Genomic DNA, 17,173 nt, shown 5'->3' on the forward strand with positions numbered 1-17,173 from the left:
AAACCCTTGAAAAGTTTCAAGGGTTAGAGGTTATTCAACTGTTTGCTTAAATGCTGAAAACGATCCATGTCTTTTTGATCAAGAGCATCGTCTATCTCTTTTAAAATCGACTCACGCTTAAATCGTGTAAACGATTCGTCCAGTACCATCTCAGCAAGGAAGGAATACTTCTTATCTGCTGCCATATTTTCCGGTAGAAAAGGATTTTCTTCTAGCACTGCTACATAGTGTGGAGACACATTCTTACTTTTGAAGTTAAGCTGAATATAAATAGGCTCGTCCTGATTCAACCTAATATCGTGAAACGACTTCTCAGGATCCGTTGTGATGATGTTGTGTTTGTAAAATCTGAAAGGAGCGTTTTCCACACAGTGCGTAGAAATAACGAGAGCCTTCGGGCAAAATTCTGCATTCTCTACAAAATGAACATTTCCCATAAGCACTTCGTCGCTGATTAGATAATTCAAAAGCCAGACACATTCACGCTTCTTCACCTGATAATTTTTCAGGAACCATTTAAGAAAGTCCTTTTTTTCAACGACTGAAACGGAGCTGCTCATAGCGATTCCTCCCTGAGATTTTCCTAAATTAAGAATTCGTCATTGAAGTTGAATATCCTTCCAATACAGGATTAATCCTCTTCAATTCTTTCTTCCTCGAATCGTATGATGTCTTCTTCGAGGTGAGTCAATGTAGGATCCTGTTTCAATGCATGTTTGAATAATTCGATCGCTTCTTTTCTACGGCCTTCTTCGATTAAGAATAATCCATATTCTTCAAGGAACAACGGATCGTTTTTGAAATAAGTATATGCATTTTCATAACGATTTATTGCCTCTTTATATTTCTCTTCGTGCTGAAGAGCTGTTGCTGCTGACCAATCTAGATAAGGATCACTTTGTTCTCCTTCTTCAATATTTTGAAGAAGATCGAGAATATCGTCGTAACGCTCTTCTGTTCTAAAGAAAGTCGCAAGCGTCTTAGCCGCTTCAATGTGTGAAGGATTGATCGCAAGCAGTTCTCTCAAATATCTCTCTCCACTTTCTTCGTCATGCGATTTAAAACTTAGGCGGCTTGCTTGAAGATAAAGTTCTTCATTAAACTCATCGACCTTAATGCCTTGCGCTAAAGTTTCGATAGCCTCAGTAACCGCACCTTCCTCTTCGTACGCTTTCGCTAGATAAGGATAGAGTGTACTATATTGTGGATCCAAATCTTTAAGCTCTTTGAATGCATGGATAGCTTTCTTATACTCATTGATTTGAATAGCAGTAAATCCATACCCAAACAATGCATTGATCTCACGTGCGTTCTCAAGACCTTTTTCGTAATACGTTAGTGCTTCTTCGAACTGTCCACTTCCACTGAGAGCTTCAGCAAGTCTAAGTTCTATATTTTCGTTAGCAAGCTCACTCTTCGTATTAATCACTGCTTCATAATAAGGAACCGCCTTTAAGTGATGACCTTGAGTTAAATAGAATTCACCTAGACCAAAGTCGATGATCGGTTCATCAGGAGATATACGCTTCGCTTCTAATAGCTTTTGTTCTGCTACTTCTTCAAGACCTTCCGTTTGATAAAGGTCTGCTAGTAGCAGTAATGCTGGCGGATAGGCAGCGTCATTTTCATCTATTTTACTGAGTGCAGCGATCGCTTCTTGTTCTTGTTCAAGATCTACATAGCACTCTGCTGCTTGTACAAGTAGCTCACCTTCATTTGGATAATGCATCAAAAGTTCTTCAACAACATCTCGTGCATCTTCAATTAGTCCAAGGTTGTAATAAATGTTAGATAAATCATACAACCCTTCATGATCCGCTGTTTCACGAACTTTCGTTAATTCTTTTAATCCTTTTTCGAAATTACCTGCCTCAATGAGGGAGATAGCTTGTTTAAGACGCTCCACGACCCAAAACTCCTTCTTACTCTACTTATTTTATTTCCATGACTTGCGGTGAAGAATCCCGGTTTTCTTATCTCTAACCGCTCTCCAAATCCTCGCTTCAAGTGTAACTTCTTTTCCACTTTAAGGATTTCACCACGTAGTCCAATAATAGCTGGCTCTTCTCCATGATAATCAAGAATTTGCTCTTCATCAACTCGAGTGCTTTCATGATCAGAATAAAGGTTATAATCAAAGTGCGACCCTTGGGTTAATGACCCTTTTAGTGGAAAGAGACCTGTACGCATTAAAAAGGAAGTCGATACGTGATGAGGTTCAATAATATCATACTCATATGGTTCGATTCCCTTATCACTAAGAAGGTCGTAACACATCTTTATCTCTTTCATGCGTTTTGACTCAGGAATTTCTGACAAAAACGTGAAATCAACCAACATTGCTGCACGATAAGGAAAATTAGCTTGATGAATCCATTCAAACACGAAGTTATTCCAAGATGACTCATGCTCAAATTCGATTATGATAAAAGGTAAGCGGTAACGACCACACTTTCTCATTACATCTGGCGTAACTCGTTCTGCAGCCATTCGTATTCCTAGAACATAATCGATTGGGGAGTCTTCATAAGCGCGTAGGGCGCTCTGTAATTCTTCTTCTAAGGTCCTTTCTGATGCGATCGGTACACTCGCCATTATCGTCGTGATCCCCTGATGAACGTACTGTTCTATTTGAGTTACAACCTCATCTTTTGAGAAGTGATACATCTCTTCATCAAAACCTACTTTTCCGGGCTCCATCCTGTATCCACTGAGTGAACAGCAAATTCCTTTTTCGAGTCGGCCGGTATTCGTCTTAAATGTTATTTTCTCTCCAGCAACGATTTTATACTCATCACGCATGCCATCAATGGAAACCTTACTATATAGCTGCTTCAAAAGGAATCCTCCCCTGCCATCTTATAATGACAGGCTATGTGGCCCACGTCTTGAATATGATAACCCACTCAATAAAAAAATTCCCTGTGCAGAAAGCGTTTGACAGCGCTTTCAAAACACAGGGACAAAGTTAAATATGGATAGGAGTGGAGAGAAACCATTACTATCCTTAGTATAACAGGGAATCCCATTAAATCAACAGATAATTTAGAAAAATTAGTAATATTTTTAAAATAGATTAATAAAAGAGTAAATTCCTAGGAATTTACTCTCAATTGTTTCATGTGGTCAAAAAACCCTGGGTAAGATACTTTGATCGCTTCTGGCTTCTCTAAAGTGAGCTCACTTTCAGTGATACAACCAGCAACAGCTAACATCATACCGATCCGATGGTCGCCTAGGCTTGACAGAGTAGCGCCATTTAATCGATCTGTACCTTCAATGATCATTCCATCCTCAGTTCCTTTTATTGCAGCTCCTAACGCACTCAGGGCGTCCACAACAGCATCGATGCGGTTCGTTTCTTTAACTTTCAGCTCTTCTGCATCTTTAATAACGGTTTTCCCCTTCGCTTTTGTAGCTAACAGAGCGATAATAGGTATTTCATCGATCAAACGTGGAATCATTTCGCCTTCGATCGTAATCCCAGTAAGGTCACTCGTTTTAATCGTTAAATCAGCCACTTCTTCTTGGTTGATTACTCTTCTATTCTGAATCGTTAAATCTGCACCCATCTGCTCTAGTACATCTATGATTCCAGAACGAGTATGATTGATTCCAACATTTAAAAGGGTGACCGTACTCTGTGGGACGATTGCTCCGGCCACTAGGAAGAAGGCAGCAGAGGAAATGTCACCAGGAACTTCTACATCTGTTGCCATAAGCTCCTGTCCTCCTTCAACGCCTACTGTTAATCCATCTCTGTTCACTTTCACACCAAAGCTTTCGAGCATATTTTCTGTATGATTTCTCGAACGATGTGTTTCAGTGACAGAAGTTATTCCTTTAGCTTGAAGACCTGCTAGAAGGATCGCAGATTTCACCTGCGCACTGGCAACAGGAGAGGAATAGTTCATTCCTATTAAATGACCACCACGAATCGAGATCGGCGCATATGTACCATCATCACGACCATCGATCGTTGCTCCCATCTCCTTCAGCGGGATGGAAACTCTATTCATCGGTCGCTTCGCTATGGAGTCATCTCCAGCAAGTACTGAATAAAACGGTCTTCCTGCAAGAACCCCCATCATCAAACGGAACGTTGTACCTGAGTTTCCAACATTCAATAGTTCATTTGGTTCTTGTAACGCTTCGATTCCCCTACCATGAACGACAACGGATGTGCCTTCATGTTCAATAGAAACACCCATTTGTTCAAAACAAGAGATGGTGCTCAAACAGTCCTCTCCAGGTAAAAAGTTTGATATGCGACTCGTACCCTTTGCCATCGCCCCGAACATGACCGCTCGATGTGAAATTGATTTATCTCCTGGGATCGTAATACTTCCTTGTAAACGTTTAGCTTTCTTGATGGTTTCCATATCGTTCTGCATCTCCTTACTCAATCATCTATATACGTTGTAAAATATGTATCGAGAACCTGTTTAGCGCGGTCACGATCGCCTTCAGACCTGAAGCTAACTCTCAATACGCCCATGATGTCTTCACGTGTTTCGATGATACGTATGTTCGTGATCGATATAGCCTCTTTTGCAAGGTTCTGTGTCACAGCAGCGATAACACCTGGCTCATCTTCCACATCTAAGAATAGATCATAAAAGGCTGGGATCGCCCCTCTAGATCGAACGGGAAGGCCGTCTCTAAAATCTTTTGCATCAGAAAAATAACGGTAAATTTCATCTCCGTCCTCATGCTCGATATGTGAGTGAATGCGACCTAGTTCTTCTTTTAGATCATCGATCATCTGAAGCAGGACGCGCTTATTCCTTAGTAATATGTCACGCCACATTACAGGACTCGCCGAAGCAATCCTTGTTATATCCCGAAACCCTCCTGCCGCGAACCTTGCAACATTGATGCGTTCATCATTATTGCTAGAGCTCACATAGTTCACAAGACTGGCTGCTAAAATATGCGGAAAATGACTGATTAAACCAACAAGGTAATCATGCTCCTCTGCATCTAGTTCTACAAAAGTAGCATTCGCACCCTTTAAAAGTTCCTTTAATTCTCGTAGTTTATCCGTATCCAAACCAACTTCTGGTGTTAAGATATAGAACGCATTTTCGAACAGATGTGACTTAGCTGCTGAAACACCTGTTTTATGAGAACCTGCCATAGGATGTCCACCAATAAAGGTTACGTTGGATGGCAGCGTTTGTTTTGCATGCTCAACGATCGACTGCTTCGTGCTTCCAACATCTGTTACGATCACGTTTTGATTTAGTTGGAGTTTGCTCAACTGATCGAGTATCATTTCCGTTTGAACAACTGGTGTAGAAATGATGATGACATCAGCTGATTCAACAGCTTCTTCAAGTGAAGAAGCTGTTTCATCAACGACTCGTAATGCTTTCGCAAGCTGGAGCTGATTTTCGTTAACATCGAATCCTTTAATCATTACGTTTTTATGTGCCTGCTTGATCGCTAGTGCGATTGAACCACCTATTAAACCAAGTCCAATGATTGCTACTTCTTTATTCATGAGTTCAATTTTCTCCGATCTTCTACAAACTGAGTTAAATGTGAAATGATTTCTTTATTTTGTTCGTCGGATCCAACTGTAATTCGAAGAGAAGTAGGCAACCCGAGGGCACTGCCTGAACGGACGATATAGCCTTTTTTAAGCAGGTGTTCAAAAACCTCATCAGATGGTACTTCAAAATCAATCAACACGAAATTTCCTTGTGATGGATAAACAGTGAGTCCGAACTCGCGGCAAAACTCATAGTAACGTTCTCTACCTTTTTCATTTTCTTCTCGGCAGCGATCGATAAACTCTTGATCCTGAAGTGCAGCAATTGCAGCGGCTTGAGCGACTCTCGACGTATTGAATGGCTCTCTCGATGGTTCAATAGTCTTAATGACTTCAGGGTTTGCAACACCATATCCAACTCTTAAAGCTGCGATTCCATATGCCTTTGAGAAAGTCCTCAAGATAACAAGATTCTTGTAGTTTGGAAGTGCAGCTAGCGAATCGTGAAAATCATCCGCTGTTACATACTCTTTGTACGCTTCGTCTAAAACGACGAGCACATGCTCAGGAACACGATCTAAAAATTCGATAAGTTCCATTTCAGTAACGTGTTCTCCAGTCGGGTTATTCGGGGAACACACCCAAACGATACGTGTTTCGTTATCGATTGCCTCAAGCATTTTTCCTAACTGATGCTTTCCATTTTTTAACGGAACTTCTCGTATTTCCGCATCTTCAATAACGGCATTATGACGGTATTGAGGAAACGTTGTTGATGCCATAACAGTATTCGTTCCTTTTTCAAGGTACGTTCTACAGATCATTTGAACGACTTCATCAGATCCATTCCCAAAAACTAACTGATTCTGATCAACATCAAGAAATGCTGCAACAGCATCCCTTAAGGAAGCTGCGTATCCATCTGGATAAATATGAAGTTGAGATAGCTCTTTCTGTATAGCATCTTTTACAGATTGGGAAGAGCCATACGGATTCTCATTTGAAGCTAGCTTTATCACTTCTTTTAAACCAAGCTCTTTCTTCACTTCTTCAATCGGCTTGCCTGGCTTGTAGGGAGTTAGCCCCTTAAGTTGACGTTTTGGAATCATAACTGCACCTCACGAATGTATTGTCGTTTTCTCAAAAGGAGCCACCAAATCCCTCACATATGCTCTGATCTGATCGATTGCTTCCTTTTGTGTCTCTGGATTTTGTAAAGCTTCTACTTGTGATTCTACTTGTCTAATGATCGCACTTCCAACGATAACACCGTCGCAATAATCTTTTAGCTCCCGTACATGCTCCGGTCGAGAAACACCAAATCCAACTGCTACCGGCACCTTGCTTTGTTTTTTCACCCTCTCGACGAAAGAGAAAACTGAGCTCTGAAAATGGGAGCGAGTCCCTGTTACACCGAGCGATGATACGCAGTATAGGAAGCCAGTGGCTTCATCAGCAATTTTCTTTAGGCGTTCCTCTGAAGTAGTAGGAGCTACAAGCGAAATAAGAGCCGTTTCATTTTTAAGACAGCTCTCTTTCCATTCTGCACTTTCCTCAAACGGGAGGTCTGGAACTAAAAGTCCATCGACGTCATTTTTACGCACTAAAGCGAAGAAGCGATCTTCTCCTAATTGTAACAAAAGATTATAATAAGTAAATATAATTACAGGGATTTCAAGTCCTTTTTCACGCATTTTCGGAACCAAGTCCATCGCTTTTTCGAGGCTCATTCCATTTTTCAACGCTCTTTCTGATGCACGTTGAATCACTGGTCCATCAGCAAGTGGGTCAGAATATGGTATTCCGAGCTCAATGGCGTTAGCTCCTTCTTCTTGTAACATGAGTGCTAGTTCGATCGTGGTCTCGGGTTCAGGATCTCCCGCTGTAATGAAAGGGATAAACAGATCGTTTTTATTCTCAACGTGCTCTTTGAATCGTTTATTCATCAACATCACCTCCAAGGTGCTCCATGATCGTATGAACGTCTTTATCTCCTCTCCCAGATAAACAAACAAGGATTTCTTGAGATGCTGTTAATTCTGGTGCTTGTTTAATCGCTTCAGCAAGTGCGTGAGCGCTCTCGATCGCAGGGATGATCCCTTCTTCTTCAGAAAGAATCTTCAAAGCATCTAATGCTTCCTGATCTGTAATACCTTTATACGTGACTCGTCCTGTTTCAGATAAATATGCATGTTCTGGTCCTATGCCAGGATAATCTAGGCCAGCTGAAATTGAGTATGGTTCTTGGATTTGCCCCGTTTCATTTTGAAGGAGATACGTAATCGAACCGTGGATCACCCCAAGCCTTCCTTCTGATAAGGTCGCGGCGTGTTTTCCAGTGTGAATCCCTTTTCCTGAGGCTTCCACCCCAATTAAATCAACTTCTTCTTCTAAATAAGGATAGAACATTCCCATGGCATTACTTCCGCCACCAACACAAGCAATGATCTTGTCAGGAGTTTTCTCTAGTTGAACGCGTGATTCATCGCCGATGACACGTTGAAAATCTCGTACCATCTTCGGATAAGGATGCGGGCCAACTACAGAACCGATGAGATAAAAGGTATCCTCTACATTTGACACCCAGTATCGAATCGCTTCGTTCGTCGCATCTTTTAAGGTTTTACTCCCAGATGACACAGGGACGACTTCTGCCCCTAATAGTTTCATTCTGAATACATTCAATTCCTGCCGTCTAATGTCCTCCTCACCCATGAAGACTTTGCATTCAAGGCCATACCTAGCTGCTACCGTTGCTGCAGCAACCCCATGCTGACCAGCGCCAGTTTCTGCTACGATCTTTTGTTTTCCCATTCTTACAGCGAGTAATGCTTGTCCGATCGCATTATTCAATTTATGAGCACCAGTATGATTTAGGTCCTCACGTTTCAAATAAATTTGTGCTCCCCCAAGCCGTTTAGATAAATTCTCAGCATGAGTAATTGGTGTTGGTCTACCAGAATATCTTTTTAATTCTTCGTGATAGTGTTCGATAAATTCCTTAGAACTCATCGCTTCGTTCAAAGAACCTTCTAATTCTTCTAGCGCATACATTACCGTTTCCGGAACAAATTTCCCTCCGAATTGTCCGTATCTTCCACGTTGATCTGGTACGATCGTTGACATGATTAACACAGCCTTCCCTGAAGTTTTTCAATCTTATTACGATCTTTTCCGTCGTTATGCTCTATTCCACTAGATAAATCAATTCCATCAGGCTCATACGAAAGGAGTTCAGTAACGTTGCTCTCATTGATGCCACCAGCAACAAACAAAGGAACGCCTTGTTTATAAGCTTCTTTTTTGTAGGAAGGAATTGATTCCCAATCAAACTTCTTCCCAGTTCCACCCCACTGTCCCGGTAATTTCGTATCGATAACATACCCATCGGCAATTCCTGTAAAATGCCCCATGTCTTCTATCGCTGATTGACTATGGTGGATTACTTTCCAAATCTCTTTCCCTGTCATCTGCTTGATCTTCGTAGCGAACGAAGCATTTTCACTTCCATGTAGTTGGACGATGTCGACAGGGACCGATCGCAAGATATCAGCGATCTCCTCTAAATCAGGGTTAACAAAAACCGCTACGATCTTCTTTCCATTCGGAGGGAAGTCCTTTAGCCATCTTCCGACCGTCTCGCCTTCCACTCGTCTTGGACTGTTTGCAAAGATAAATCCTGCATGAGTCGCGTCACTTTCTCTTACAAGCTTCCAATCATCGAGAGATCTATTTCCGCATAGTTTTAAATCAGTCTTCATAGACAGTGCTCCTAAACAGATCGCTTATCCTTTCCTCGAACCTTCCGCCTCTCATGAGAGCTTCACCAACGAGAACGCCTGATGCACCCGCCTTGATCACATCTTGAATGTCATGATAATTCGAAATGCCACTCTCACTGATCATCAATGATTTAGAAGGTACGAACGTACTCATGTCTCTCGTATGTTTCGTAGAGGTTTCAAAGGTGTCTAAGTTTCTGTTGTTAATTCCGATGATGTCAGGTTCGAATTCGTTCGTAAGTGCTTGTATCTCTTCACTTGAATGCACTTCCACAAGGCATTCTAAGTTGTATTCCTTAGCGAAGTCATAAAATTCTTTTGTCTTCTTAGCTCCAAGTACTTTCACAATCAGTAAAATCGCATCTGCACCGATCAGCTTACTTTCTTCAATTTGTCTTTTATCGATGATAAAATCTTTACGCAGCACAGGAAGATTAACATGCTTCTTAACATCGGTTAGGAATGTGTTACTTCCTTTAAAAAACGTCTCATCAGTTAAGACAGAAATGGCATCCGCTCCAGCTCGTTCATAGGCCATCGCTACTTCTACCGGATCAAAATCCTCATTGATCATTCCTTTTGATGGTGAAGCTTTCTTAACTTCGGCAATCAATCCGATCGTATGATTGGCATTTATTATGCTCTCTTTAAGGGATACGTGATTCACTTCTACTCTGTCTGGCAAGGTAAAGTTCTTTAACTCTTCTTTCTTCACTTCAACAATCTTATCAAGCATGTACATTTAACTCCCTTCCATTAAGCAATGTTAGCTGTTTACTAGCTTCTCCATTTTCGATTGCTTTTCTCGCAATATGCACGCCTTCGGCAATTGACTCACATACTCCTGCAAGGTAAAGTGCAGCACCTGCATTAAACAGAACGACACCCCTTCGTGCTTTGTTAGCTTTATTCTCAAAGATGTCTGAAATGACTTGAGCACTCTCCCTCGCTGTTTCCACTCGTAGCTCACTTGAATGCTGTGATTCTAAGCCAACGTCTTCAGGAGTTAACCGGTACGTAGTAATCTCGCCGTCTCTTAATTCAACAAAGTCTGTGTACGTGCTGATCGAACATTCATCCATCCCCTCTCCTCCTGTGACGAGAAGGGCTCTCTTCGTACCTAATCGTTTTAATGCTTCAGCCATCTTTAACGCTTTCTCATGTGAGTATACGCCGATTAGCTGGGATTGACTGCCAGCAGGATTTGCTAACGGACCAAGGCTATTGAACACCGTTCGAAATCCGATCGCTTTTCTAGCATTCACAGCGTGTTTCATAGCTACGTGGTAGTTTGGTGCAAAAAGAAAACACATGTTACGATCTTTTAGCACTTCGACGGCCATCTCTCTTGAAGATTGCGTTGGAATGCCAAGTTCGTCTAATACGTCTGCACTTCCACTCTTAGAAGAAACCGCTCGATTCCCGTGCTTTGCAACTTTGACTCCTTGGCTCGATACCAGTATTGCAGCAGCTGTCGAAATATTGAACGTGGAATGCCCATCTCCACCGGTTCCGCACGTATCGATCAATGGTAATCCTCCGTGATCGAGCTGTAGAACATGATTACGAAGCGACCTTACAAAACCGGTTAGTTCATCAACGGTCTCACCTCTTACTTCTAATAACGTTAAAAAGCTTGCGATTTGTGCATCCTCTACTTGCCCTTCCATGATATAATCCATCATCTTTTCCGCCTGTATTTCAGTTAATGTACAGCCATTTAACATCTCTTTTAATTGCTGTTTAAACATTGAGCTCTTCTCCCCTTTTACCAAAAATGGATTCCGCTACCTGTATCGCTTTGATTAAAGCACTCGCTTTGTTTCGCGTCTCTTCCCACTCATTCTCTGGGATCGAATCTGCTACGACGCCCGCTCCTGCTTGTATATAGGCTTTTCCGTCTTTTAATACCATAGTCCTTATAGCGATACAGGAATCAATATTGCCATCAAACCCAATGTAGCCGATCGCACCAGAATAGATGGAGCGAGGTGTTGGCTCTAGTTCCCTTAGTATTTGCATCGCTCGTATTTTAGGAGCGCCTGAAACCGTTCCAGCAGGAAAAGATGCGATGACAGCATCGAGGCTTGTAACGGTTGGAGCTAATATCCCGGTGACCCTCGAAACGATATGCATCACGTGTGAAAACCTGCCGATCTCCATCAATTGAGGAATATCGATACTTCCATATTCAGAAACCCTGCCGACATCATTTCTCGCAAGATCGACAAGCATGTAATGTTCGGCTCGTTCTTTCTCATCACGGAGGAGTTCATGTTCAAGGGCCTGGTCTTCTTCCTCTGTTCTCCCTCTTTTTCGCGTTCCAGCGATAGGGTCGATTTCAACCGTGCCATCTCTCACTTGAACAAGTTTTTCTGGCGAGCTTCCGATGATCTCAACATCGTCCATTTTTAGATAAAACATATAAGGAGAAGGATTGATAATTCTTAATACGCGGTATAGGTCTAACCCTTCAACAATGAGTTCTTTTTCAAAGCGCTGAGAAAGTACTGCTTGAAACACGTCTCCTTCAAGGATATATTGCTTTATTTTTTCAACATCCGCTAAAAACTTATCTTTCGGATAATTTGAGGTTACTTGAGAAAAATCAACTTCATCCTCTATATTCGCTGGAATGTTGATCGCGCTCGTATGAACTGGTAAAGCAGCAAGCGTTGAGAGTTCGTCGATCACTTGAAGACCGTGTTCATACACGTTATCGATTTGCTCTCTTTCATTAATCCTTGCATTATGGCTAACGGTTAGACGTTTTAAATGATGATCATATATCAAGAGATTCTCACACACATGTAAATGGTAAAGTGGGACATCCTTGTCTCTCTTTGGATGTTCAGGTACTTTGTCGAATTGGCTGATAGAGTCATAGCCGATATAGCCTACAGCACCACCATAGAAAGGAAAATCGGTATCGATCGTTTTTGGCTTCATCAGCTGAAACAACGCGTCTACACCTGATTGAAAAGAATGACTTGTCAGGACAGTCGCTCCATTATGATCGATTACAGAGAATTTCCCTTGTAGCTCGACCAATGAGTAGATCGGATCTGATCCAATAAAGGAATATCTGGACCACTTTGATTCCTGGTCACTACTCTCTAACAAGAAACTTGCGCGGTCACCTAGGTTTTGAAAAATTTGGATTGGGGTCGTCGTATCCATGAAATACGACTTCATTAATGGGATGGTCCTGTAATTCTCGGCATCCTTTTTAAAAGAAGAAAATTCTGTGGTCAACTTTCTCACTCCTCCATCGATTGAAATGGAGAATGGAAAAGCTGAGTATTGATGAGGATTTATTATGGAGGTATACCAAATAACAGACAAATTGTCTGAATACTCACATACCTAAAAAGGGTATAAAAATCCCCCTGATTGTCTCAGGGGGTATAAATAGACGTATCCCTCTAAGCTCTCCTCAACTCAACTATCCTATTCTCTACTATCTCAGCTCAAAATCTAATTCGTTCTAATTCTTTCATCTCTTCTAAACTTACATACATACTAGTATGGTCGTGTTTATTTGTCAACTTACAAGATCAGGACGTAACGCGATCGCTTTCTCTAAATAAACATGCTGGATCTCATCTTGATTCATATCAGTATTAATCATCATCAAAATACGAATACATGATGATAGAGCTCCATCAACTGGTATTTCAGAAGAACAGAGTAAAGGAACATGCATCCACCCATCAAGAGCGCGAACAGCCTCTGCAGGAAAAACAGCATTTAGATCGTTCGTCATCGTAAACTGAATCGATGCTACACGATCCGGTACGACGTTGTTTTGGTCGATCACCTCTTGTAATAACCTTTCTGTTGCCTCGAGTATCTCATCTTTATCGTTTTGTTCAACAGTAGTCGCACCTCTAACTCCTCTAAGCAACCTTTACTCTCCCCCTTCAAAACTTGTTTCAAGCAGCTTCAAAGCGGCGTTGTCATCGATCGTTACCCTTTGTGGCTCACCGATTTTCTTCAAAAGAACAAATGACAAGTTCTGATTTTCTGCTTTTTTGTCTTTTTTCATCCGTTTCACTAGTCGATTAGCGTTTAAAGATTTAGGGACGGCGGTCGGAAGCTCCATTTGTGAAAACCACTTCTCTATATCATGAATACGAAGATCGACTGAATAATATGATTCGCTCAGCCTTAGTGCGTAGATCATACCGATCGCAACAGCTTCACCATGCGTGATAACGCCATAACCAAGCTCAGCCTCTATCGCATGACCAAGTGTATGACCAAAATTAAGGTGAGCCCTCACACCCTTTTCTCGTTCATCTTCTTTTACGATCTTCCCTTTGATACTAATCCCTTTTTTGATGATATATTCTAATTCTTCGTCCGTATAAGACTCTACTCGTTTCCCACGACTCATAAGCCAATCTAGAAAGGCTTCATCTTGTATAAAGGCGTGTTTGATCACTTCACTAAAACCAGATCGCCACTCTTTGATCGGTAACGTACGTAGAAAGTTCACATCATAAATAACAGCAACAGGCTGATGAAACGCTCCGATCACGTTTTTCCCATAAGTATGGTTGATACCTGTTTTTCCACCCACGCTAGAATCATGTGCGAGAAGGGTAGTCGGCACTTGAACAAAATCGATGCCCCTCATGTAAGTAGCAGCTGCAAAGCCAGCTAAATCCCCTACGACGCCGCCACCTAGCGCGATGACACAAGACTTCCGGTCGAGCCCCGCTTCTAACATCGCCGTTAAGCACGCTGCATATTGTTCCATTGATTTGGACGTCTCGCCAGAAGGGATAACGTGTACAAAAATGTCTTTTTCTTCGTCTAAAAAAGAAGAAAGGTACTTTTCAGATACCGTCTCATCAGTAATTAAGAAGTATTTGGAATAAGGGTGAAGCTGATCGATAAGTTTCTGCCAATTCCTACTTATCCCTACCCCGATATAGACGGGGTAGCTTCTGTTAGTCGTATCGATCACCATTGATTCCATGAATTAAAACTCCTGACTGTATGATTTGTATTGACTGAGGTTGCTTGCGATCTCTTCAATACGATCGTGTCCAAACTTTTCTAGTAATGAAGATGCGATCTCCCATGCGACAACATTCTCAGCTACCACACTAGCTGCCGGTACAGCGCAGCTATCAGATCGTTCGATGCTAGCATTGAACGGTTCTTTCGAATCGATATCAACACTTTGTAGTGGCTTGTACAAAGTAGGGATTGGCTTCATAACGCCTTTTACAACGATTGGCATCCCAGTCGTCATCCCACCTTCAAAACCACCAAGACGATTCGTTTTTCGAGTGTACCCTTCTTCCTTCGACCATTGTATTTCATCATGCACTTCACTGCCTGGAAGTCTAGCAGCTTCAAATCCAATTCCAAATTCAACACCTTTAAACGCATTGATGCTAACGATGGCGGCAGCTATTTTGGAGTCGAGCTTTCGATCAAATTGAACGTGACTCCCTAACCCGATCGGTACTCCCTCTACGACTGCTTCAACGATGCCTCCGATCGAATCTCCATTACTCTTCGCATCGTCGATCGCTTTCATCATCTTTTCACCAGCTACTTCATCAAGGCTTCGAACAGGTGATTCTTCTGAAATACGCTGCATCTCCTCTAGCGACATTCCTCCACTATAATTGCTCTCGATACCACCGATCATACGAACGTGCCCTGCGACGTTAATTCCGAGCGTCTTTAATAGCTTTTTTGCTACCGCACCTGCAGCGACTCGAACGGTCGTTTCACGTGCAGAAGATCGTTCAAGAACATTTCTCATATCGCGATGACCATATTTTATCGCCCCATTTAGATCCGCATGTCCTGGCCTTGGGCGAGAGATTTGACGTTTCATATTCTTCTCTTGCGATTCTGTAAGAGGCTCAGCTCCCATGTAGTTTTTCCAATGTGTCCAATCTTTGTTTTCAACAACAAGCGTAATAGGAGCACCTGTGGTTTTTCCATGGCGAACTCCACTCATAATCTGAACCCGGTCTTTCTCAATTTGCATTCTTCGTCCGCGTCCATAACCTAGCTGCCTTCTGGCTAATTCTGTATCTATGTCTTCTGCAAGAAGTTCTAGTCCTGCAGGTACCCCTTCTAGAATTGTTGTTAATTGTGGTCCATGCGATTCTCCTGCTGTTAAGTATCTCATCCTACTTCCTCCTCCAATACACTTTGGCGCTTTTACGTACTACTATATCATAATGAAAAACATCCGTGTAATGATTTTTTCGATTCTGACATTACGAATTCCTATTAAAATTCAAAAAACACCGTAGACGTCTTCTTTATTGAAGCTGGTGTACCTTCATGTTAACAAAAATGTTTTCTTACAAGCTCGTCTAATAAATTGCTCACTCCCTTATTTTTCGCTAAAGTTAAACTCATAGACCATTTTAGGAAGTGATACAGTGAACATTATAGACATGAGTGCCAAAGAAATGGCGAGGCTGATCGCTCACAAAGAGATTTCCCCAGTCGATGTTGTTTCAGCACACTTAGATCGAATCGACCAGCTTAATGGGAAACTGAATATGTTTGTTTCTGTCTTTAGAAACGAAGCATTACAAGAAGCAAAATCAGCAGAAGACCGTTTGATGAGAGGAGAAAGCCTCGGTCCACTTCACGGCGTTCCGATCGCACTAAAAGACCTGACACCCGTTCGAGGAAGACGTACAACGTTTGGCTCACAGCTCTTTAAAGACCATATTGCGACACATGAACCGACAATCGTCAAACGTATTAAACATTCGGGAGCGATCATCGTTGGAAAAACGAACACACCTGAATTTGGACATAAAGGTACAACGGATAACGAAATTGTAGGCCCTGCCAAGAATCCTTGGAATCCCTCTATGACTGCAGGTGGATCGAGCGGTGGTTCAGGAGCTGCCGTTGCAAGCAAATGCGTTCCACTAGCAGAAGGAAGCGACGGAGGCGGTTCAATACGTATTCCAGCGAGCTTTAACGGAATTTTCGGGTTAAAGCCTACTTTCGGTCGAGTTCCATTCGATAGTTCACCTATTAATCGATTTGGTACAACACAGCCATACGTTCATTTTGGACCTTTGAGTAGAAGGGTAGAAGATTCCGCTCTCCTTCTCTCAATACTTGAAGGGTATGAGCCCAACGACCCTTATTCAGTGCCTCTTGTAAAAGAAAATTTATATGAAGAAGCGCTTAAAGGAATAAAAGGGATGACATTTGCTTACACGCGAAATTTTGGATTATATGAGTGTGATTCTGAGGTAAGCAGCGTTATTGAGAGCGTTCTACCTATTTTAGAAGAGTACGGTGCAAAAATAGTAGAGGTACCAATTGACTTTGGGTTAGATCTCAGAGAATTAATATCTTTCTTTAATAGAATGTGGTATGCGGGTCTCGCTACAGCGTACGGCGATCTCTATGACCGAAACCCCGCATCCTTTGGTTCTTCAGTAGCAACTATGATCGATGAGGGGAGAACGATCAGTGCGGTCGAACTTCGTAGAACGGAGGAGCTGCGAACTGTTATTTGGAATACGTTACAGCATATTTACAGCGAATATGATGCTTTGCTATCCCCTGTCCTAGGCGTTACCGCTTTCCCATACGATATAGAAGGTCCTGATCGAATAAACGGTAAGGATGCAGCGCCCATCTCTGACTGGATGATGACACAGCTCTACAATTGTACAGGACATCCAGCTGCCTCGATCCCAGCAGGGTTTTCAGGTGGTTTGCCCGTTGGATTACAGGCTTCAGCAAGTAAATTTAACGATTCGATCCTTCTTCGCATTGCAAGCGTAATTGAAACTGCAAACGGCACCAGCTCACCAAGCTTATAAAAAAACAACCGACCGGACAAATTGTCCGGTCGGTTGTATATAAGCGCTTTCATAAG

The 17,173-nt window shown here is 42.1% G+C and carries 16 protein-coding genes; 1 reads left to right on the forward strand and 15 read right to left on the reverse strand.

Features of this window, described 5'->3' with window-relative positions; all coding sequences use genetic code 11:
* Window positions 1–23: 23 nt before the first annotated feature.
* The 15 genes from ACXAHI_RS04285 to aroC form a co-directional block, all read right to left on the reverse strand.
* Window positions 24–560 carry a ReoY family proteolytic degradation factor gene (locus ACXAHI_RS04285; RefSeq protein ID WP_474846185.1) on the reverse strand — a complete coding sequence of 179 codons (537 nt, stop codon included), beginning with the start codon at window positions 558–560 and terminating at the stop codon, window positions 24–26.
* A 71-nt stretch (window positions 561–631) separates the two neighbouring features.
* Window positions 632–1,906, reverse strand: coding sequence for a tetratricopeptide repeat protein (locus ACXAHI_RS04290; protein WP_474846187.1), 1,275 nt, complete (start codon window positions 1,904–1,906; stop codon window positions 632–634).
* Complete coding sequence (locus ACXAHI_RS04295) at window positions 1,846–2,838, reverse strand: hypothetical protein (RefSeq protein ID WP_474846189.1); 993 nt, start codon at window positions 2,836–2,838, stop codon at window positions 1,846–1,848. Before ACXAHI_RS04295 ends, ACXAHI_RS04290 begins: the two co-directional genes overlap by 61 nt.
* A gap of 257 nt (window positions 2,839–3,095) precedes the next feature.
* Window positions 3,096–4,382 carry a 3-phosphoshikimate 1-carboxyvinyltransferase gene (gene aroA, locus ACXAHI_RS04300; RefSeq protein ID WP_474846191.1) on the reverse strand — a complete coding sequence of 429 codons (1,287 nt, stop codon included), beginning with the start codon at window positions 4,380–4,382 and terminating at the stop codon, window positions 3,096–3,098.
* A 20-nt stretch (window positions 4,383–4,402) separates the two neighbouring features.
* Complete coding sequence (locus ACXAHI_RS04305; RefSeq protein ID WP_474846193.1) at window positions 4,403–5,506, reverse strand: prephenate dehydrogenase; 1,104 nt, start codon at window positions 5,504–5,506, stop codon at window positions 4,403–4,405.
* Window positions 5,503–6,606 (reverse strand): histidinol-phosphate transaminase, encoded by a 1,104-nt coding sequence (hisC, locus tag ACXAHI_RS04310; protein ID WP_474846195.1) that lies wholly within the window; start codon window positions 6,604–6,606, stop codon window positions 5,503–5,505. Before hisC ends, ACXAHI_RS04305 begins: the two co-directional genes overlap by 4 nt.
* 9 nt (window positions 6,607–6,615) lie before the next feature.
* On the reverse strand, window positions 6,616–7,443 hold the full coding sequence (gene trpA, locus ACXAHI_RS04315; RefSeq protein ID WP_474846197.1) for a tryptophan synthase subunit alpha: 828 nt from the start codon (window positions 7,441–7,443) through the stop codon (window positions 6,616–6,618).
* Window positions 7,436–8,623, reverse strand: coding sequence for a tryptophan synthase subunit beta (gene trpB, locus ACXAHI_RS04320; RefSeq protein ID WP_474846199.1), 1,188 nt, complete (start codon window positions 8,621–8,623; stop codon window positions 7,436–7,438). The genes trpA and trpB overlap by 8 nt, the downstream gene beginning before the upstream one ends.
* 2 nt (window positions 8,624–8,625) lie before the next feature.
* Complete coding sequence (locus tag ACXAHI_RS04325) at window positions 8,626–9,258, reverse strand: phosphoribosylanthranilate isomerase (RefSeq protein WP_474846201.1); 633 nt, start codon at window positions 9,256–9,258, stop codon at window positions 8,626–8,628.
* Window positions 9,248–10,015 (reverse strand): indole-3-glycerol phosphate synthase TrpC, encoded by a 768-nt coding sequence (trpC, locus tag ACXAHI_RS04330; RefSeq protein WP_474846202.1) that lies wholly within the window; start codon window positions 10,013–10,015, stop codon window positions 9,248–9,250. Before trpC ends, ACXAHI_RS04325 begins: the two co-directional genes overlap by 11 nt.
* Complete coding sequence (trpD, locus tag ACXAHI_RS04335) at window positions 10,008–11,030, reverse strand: anthranilate phosphoribosyltransferase (protein WP_474846203.1); 1,023 nt, start codon at window positions 11,028–11,030, stop codon at window positions 10,008–10,010. The genes trpC and trpD overlap by 8 nt, the downstream gene beginning before the upstream one ends.
* A complete protein-coding gene (trpE, locus tag ACXAHI_RS04340) occupies window positions 11,023–12,534 on the reverse strand; it encodes an anthranilate synthase component I (RefSeq protein ID WP_474846205.1) in 1,512 nt (503 codons plus the stop codon). The genes trpD and trpE overlap by 8 nt, the downstream gene beginning before the upstream one ends.
* A gap of 289 nt (window positions 12,535–12,823) precedes the next feature.
* Window positions 12,824–13,186: a chorismate mutase gene (aroH, locus tag ACXAHI_RS04345; RefSeq protein WP_474846207.1), complete on the reverse strand. Its 363-nt coding sequence runs from the start codon at window positions 13,184–13,186 to the stop codon at window positions 12,824–12,826.
* A gap of 3 nt (window positions 13,187–13,189) precedes the next feature.
* Window positions 13,190–14,266, reverse strand: coding sequence for a 3-dehydroquinate synthase (gene aroB, locus ACXAHI_RS04350; RefSeq protein ID WP_474846209.1), 1,077 nt, complete (start codon window positions 14,264–14,266; stop codon window positions 13,190–13,192).
* 3 nt (window positions 14,267–14,269) lie between these two features.
* Window positions 14,270–15,442 carry a chorismate synthase gene (gene aroC, locus ACXAHI_RS04355; protein ID WP_474846210.1) on the reverse strand — a complete coding sequence of 391 codons (1,173 nt, stop codon included), beginning with the start codon at window positions 15,440–15,442 and terminating at the stop codon, window positions 14,270–14,272.
* A gap of 259 nt (window positions 15,443–15,701) precedes the next feature.
* Here aroC and ACXAHI_RS04360 point away from each other — a divergent pair, with 259 nt between their 5' ends.
* Window positions 15,702–17,117 carry an amidase gene (locus tag ACXAHI_RS04360; protein ID WP_474846212.1) on the forward strand — a complete coding sequence of 472 codons (1,416 nt, stop codon included), beginning with the start codon at window positions 15,702–15,704 and terminating at the stop codon, window positions 17,115–17,117.
* The last annotated feature ends 56 nt before the right edge of the window (window positions 17,118–17,173 follow it).

It is taken from the genome of Anaerobacillus sp. ABD4_527, from assembly GCF_056160805.1.